This window comes from Mesorhizobium sp. M7A.F.Ca.CA.004.04.2.1 (assembly GCF_004022825.1).
Taxonomy (GTDB): domain Bacteria; phylum Pseudomonadota; class Alphaproteobacteria; order Rhizobiales; family Rhizobiaceae; genus Mesorhizobium.
In genome coordinates this window covers 1-4,647 of record NZ_RZPH01000445.1, presented here as the reverse complement: position 1 = coordinate 4,647, position 4,647 = coordinate 1, and the positions used below count along the sequence as shown (strand labels likewise).

Sequence of the window (4,647 nt, the reverse complement as noted above, 5' to 3'; positions counted from 1 at the left end):
ATGCCGCCGGCATCATTGATCGTTTCGAAGCCGTTTTCGTCCGACGTGTCGTCGCCCAGGAAGACCGGGCGGCGACCTGCGAATGGCGCAATCTCCATGAAACGCCGAATTGCGGCACCCTTGGCCGCCTCCAGCGGCAGCAATTCCACGCCGGCGTTGCCGGCAACCACCCGGTAGCCCTTTGGCAAACCGGCCAGCGCCTGCTCGACAAGCTGCGTCGCGCGCGGAAGCAGATGCGGGGCGGCGCGCGTGTGGATGGCCAGCACCCGTCCCTTGCGCTCGATATACGCCCCACGACCGAGCTCGGCCTCGATCTCGTCGGCAAGGGCTGCGATATCCGCCGGCTCGTCCGCGATTTCGACGTCGTCGTCCGGCAGGAGCCGATGTTCCAGGCCATAGAGCCCGGCGGCTCGCAGTTTCAAAGGCTGAAACAGATGGTCGACGGCCGCAACGGACCGGCCCGTGATGAACGCCAATGCCCCGTTCAGCTTGCGGTCCAGGCCTTGCAGCAAGGAGCGAAGCTCGTCGCTGACCGAGACTGCGTCCGGGTGCTCGGCATGTTCCAGCAACGTGCCGTCGATGTCGAGGAACAATGCCCATTCGCCGGCCAGCACAGGCTGCGGTTTCTCCATGACGGCCTGCGGCTTTTGCAGGGTCTCGCCGATCATCTTCTGCAGCGTATCGCTCATGACATCGCCATCCGTCTGCGCTCAAAGATGGAGACGACATTGTCGACGCTGGGCGGCGGGTCGCCGGCGGCACCGGTTACCCGATCGAGGTCTCCGCGCTTACGCAAACGCGCCGCATCCAGAAGCATGCTGCCGGCCCAGCGATAGACGTTGTTGTTGCGGATCGTCTCGCGCATGGGTCGCATGCGCTCGCGCTGTTCTTCGGGCGCCATGGTCAATGCCTGCAACAGCGCTCCGCTCATCATGGCGGCATCGTAAGGGTTGACGATCAGCGCCTCCAGCAATTCGCGCGAGGCGCCGGCGAATGTGCTGAGCATCAAAACACCCTGCTCGTCGTCGCGCGCGGCGACGAATTCCTTTGCGACGAGGTTCATGCCGTCATGCAGGCTGGTGACCATGCATATGTCGGCGGCCCGATAGATCTCGTAAACCTGTTCCTGCGAGTGATGTTCGGCCACCATGATCACCGGCCTGTAGCCCTCGCTGCCATAACGCCGGTTGAGCTCTTCGGCATAACGGTGGCACTCGTCATGGAGCAATTTGTAGGCCGGCAGCGTGCCGCGGCTGGGTGCCGCGACCTGCAGGAAGACAAGTTTTCCGATCCATTCAGGCTGTCGCTTGAACAATTCGTTCAAAGCGTGAAACCGATCAAGAATGCCCTTGGTGTAATCGAGGCGCTCGACCCCGACGGCCAGCTTCACATCCGCTTTGAGACCGAACCTCTCGCGCATGCGAGCGCGGCAATCGTCGACATCGGGAAGTTTCGCCAGCAGGTCCGCCGGCCATTCTATCGAGATGGGATAGGCGTGCACCAATGTGGTCCGTCCGCCGTAGGAGATGGCCGCATCGGCCCGCTCGATGCGGCTTTCCAGGAAGCGATCGACGCTTTCGGTGAAATTGTTGGCGTGGAACTGGGTGTGGAAGCCGATGATCGAACTGCCGAGCAGCCCCTCGAGGATGCGTTCGCGCCAAGGACAGATGCTGTACACTTCCGAATTCGGCCACGGGATGTGCCAGAAAGTGATGACGATCGCCTCCGGCAGGCGCTCGCGGATCATGCGCGGCAGCAGCGCGAAATGGTAGTCCTGGACCAGCACGATCGGCCGCTCGTTGCGGGCCTCGGCAACCACCGTATCGGCAAACTTCCGGTTGACGGCTTCATAGGCAGCCCAGTCGGAGGCGCGAAAAATCGGCCGGGTGAAGGCGATATGGCAAAGTGGCCAAAGGCCCTCATTGGCGAAACCGAGATAATAGCCCTGATGCTCTTCCTCCGTCAGCCAGACCCGGCGCAACGTGTAGGACGGGTTGCCAGGCGGCACCTGCACACGATCGTGGTCGTCGACGGTGAGGCGGTCCGCCGTTCCGCCGCCATAGGCGATCCAGGTGCCGGCACAGGCGCGGGTAATGGGCTCGAGCGCCGACACCAGTCCGCTGGCCGGGACGAGCAACTCGACGCCGTCGCCCTTCACATTGTGGATGTACGGTTCGCGATTGGACACCACGATGACCTGCGCATCGGGCAGATCGTCGGCCAGGATCTTGCGCAATGTTTCGGGCGACCAGGTCACCAGCGCGGCATCGGCCGATTGGCCATTCTTTTCGAACTCCCGTATCACCTTGCGCGCGGCTTCCGCGGCCACATCTTCGCCTGCCGTATGTGCGACCGCGGGTGGATGACGGCGACGGTGCCGCGATATGGAGAGGAAAACGGCAAGAGCGGAAAAACCGAGGCTCGCGAAGATCAGAACCCAGAGCAGGTCCGCACCGTAGTTTGTCATTGAATGTCAACTCACCCCGGCCGTCGGCGACCGTTTGTTCGTGTTTTCCATTTGAAACGGTCCGCCGACCACGTGGTCAGCGTTCGGACCTGTATTTTTGCAACGCACAAGGCTCGGATCGGTTCCGCCAATTTTGTTCGGATCATGTCCTTACGATGAGCGGCACCAGCCCTTCATGGCGGTCGGCAAGGAAAGCGACGACCCGGTCACCGACGCGCTGGAAGGTGAGATCGACGACCCGGTCGCCGACGCCCAGGTGCCGCAGTGTCAGCGTGTCGATGCCGATCGGCAGTCTCGGGCGGGTGACGCGGATTTCGCCATCCCAGCCGTCGATCTCCAGGCCAAGGCAGGCCTGCATCAGCATGAAGGCGGATCCCGCCGACCACGCTTGCGGCAGGCAAGCGACGGGATAGGCGATGGGTGCTTCGCCCGGCGCGCGTGTAAACCCGCAGAACAGTTCGGGCAGCCGCATGTTGAAATGGACCGCGGATTCGAATGTGCCGCTCATCAGGCGAACCACGCTTTCACGCTCGCCATAATGCGCCAGGCCGGCACCGCATATGGCGGTGTCGTGCGGCCAGATCGAGCCATTGTGGTACGACATCGGGTTAAAGAACACCGCATCGTCGGCAAGCGTCCTCAGCCCCCAGCCGGAATGGAAGGAGGCGGAAAGCAGCTGGTCGGCGACCATCTGGGCCCGCGCCGGCTCAGGCAATCCGACAAAGAGCAGATGCCCGGCATTCGAGGTCCGCACCTTGCAGGGCTCGCCGGCACCGTCGATCGCAAGGGCATAGAAGCCGAGATCGTCAAGCCAGAAATCGCGTTCCACCGCCACCCGCATCGCCTCGGCGCGGTCCTCCCAGTGATCGGCTTTGTCGTCCTCGCCACGGCGGCGGGCAAGCTTGGCCAGCCCGCGGAAGGCGGCAAAGACATAGCCCTGCACTTCGACCAGGGCTATCGGGCCCTTGGGAATGCGGCCATCGGCATGGAAGACCGAATCGAAACTGTCCTTCCATCCCTGGTTTGCGAGGCCGGACTCGGCCGCTCGCTGGTAAGTCACGAATCCGGTCTCCCGGCCCGCCTCCTCCGTCCATTCGGCCGCCGCGCACAGCGAAGGCCACAGGCCGTCGATGAATGCCATGTCACCGGTACGATCGGCGTAGGCGCAAGCAAGATAGATGTAGAGCGGTGTCGTATCGACGCCACCGTAGTAGCGGCCGAAGGGAAGCTCCCGCAGCGCCACCATTTCGCCTTTGCGGGTCTCGTGCATGATCTTGCCCGGCTGCGAATCGCTGAACGGCGATGTCTCGGTCGCCTGATGCTGGGCCAGAAAGGCCAACACGCCCCGCGCCAGCCCGGGATTGAGCCACAGCATCTGCAGCGCCGAGATGACGCCGTCACGACCGAACGCCGTCGAGAACCAGGGGATGCCGGCATAGGGATAGGGGCCGGTCGCCAGTTCGGTGGTCAGCAGCGCGACATCGGCGCGGGCGCGCTCGACCCAATCGTTGAAGACACGGCCCGAGCTGCGCACCGTCGCGCCATGGCGACGTTTGGCCCGCATGCCAAAGCGGGCGCGTGCGGCAGCGGCGCGGAACCGGTCGCGGTCGGGCTTGTCGGCCACCTCGGGACCGACCTCGACATAGAGCACCTTCCTGCTGCGCTTGGTCACGGCGATCAGGAAATCGGCACGGTTGGCTGTCAGTTGGTCCGGCGCCTGCGAGAACGATATCGCAGAGAGGCGGGCCAGGCCATCGAGCCCGTCATAGCGCAGCAGGACCGACGTCGCGTCTGTTTCGGCGGCATGGGCCAGCCCGCGCTTCAGCCGTGTCGAGCCACGCACTTCGAACATGTCGCGGAAATCGGCGGAATAGTGCAGGGAAACGTTGATCGTCGAATGTTCCCGGCTGTAATTGGAAAGCGTGATGCGTTCGAACAGCCTGTCCTGCCAGAGCAGCCTGACGCGTTCGATGTGGATGGCTCCCTGCGGGATGTCGCGTCCGCCGGCGCTCTGTATCGGCAGATTGGTCAAATTGGTGGTGAACAGCACATTGTCCTGGCTGAGCGAGGCGCCGAGCAGCGATGTCTGCCTGCCGCCGACGGTCAGCCGGAACTCGGAAAGAACCCGTGTGTCGTCGCGAAAGAAACCGTCGCCGGCTCCACGTATGTCGCCATAGGCG

Annotated in this window: 3 protein-coding genes; all 3 read right to left on the bottom strand. The window is 63.6% G+C overall.

Translation table 11 applies throughout. The features are described 5' to 3' along the window. A partial coding sequence (otsB, locus tag EN893_RS19655; RefSeq protein WP_128361712.1) for a trehalose-phosphatase occupies window positions 1-689 on the bottom strand: 689 nt, incomplete at its 3' end. After that, entirely contained in the window at window positions 686-2,467 is a 1,782-nt protein-coding gene (locus tag EN893_RS19650; RefSeq protein ID WP_127269144.1) for a trehalose-6-phosphate synthase, read from the bottom strand. The genes EN893_RS19650 and otsB, both read right to left, overlap by 4 nt. Before the next feature lie 142 nt (window positions 2,468-2,609). Continuing rightward, on the bottom strand, window positions 2,610-4,647 hold a 2,038-nt coding region (locus EN893_RS19645), incomplete at its 5' end, for an amylo-alpha-1,6-glucosidase (RefSeq protein ID WP_245490868.1).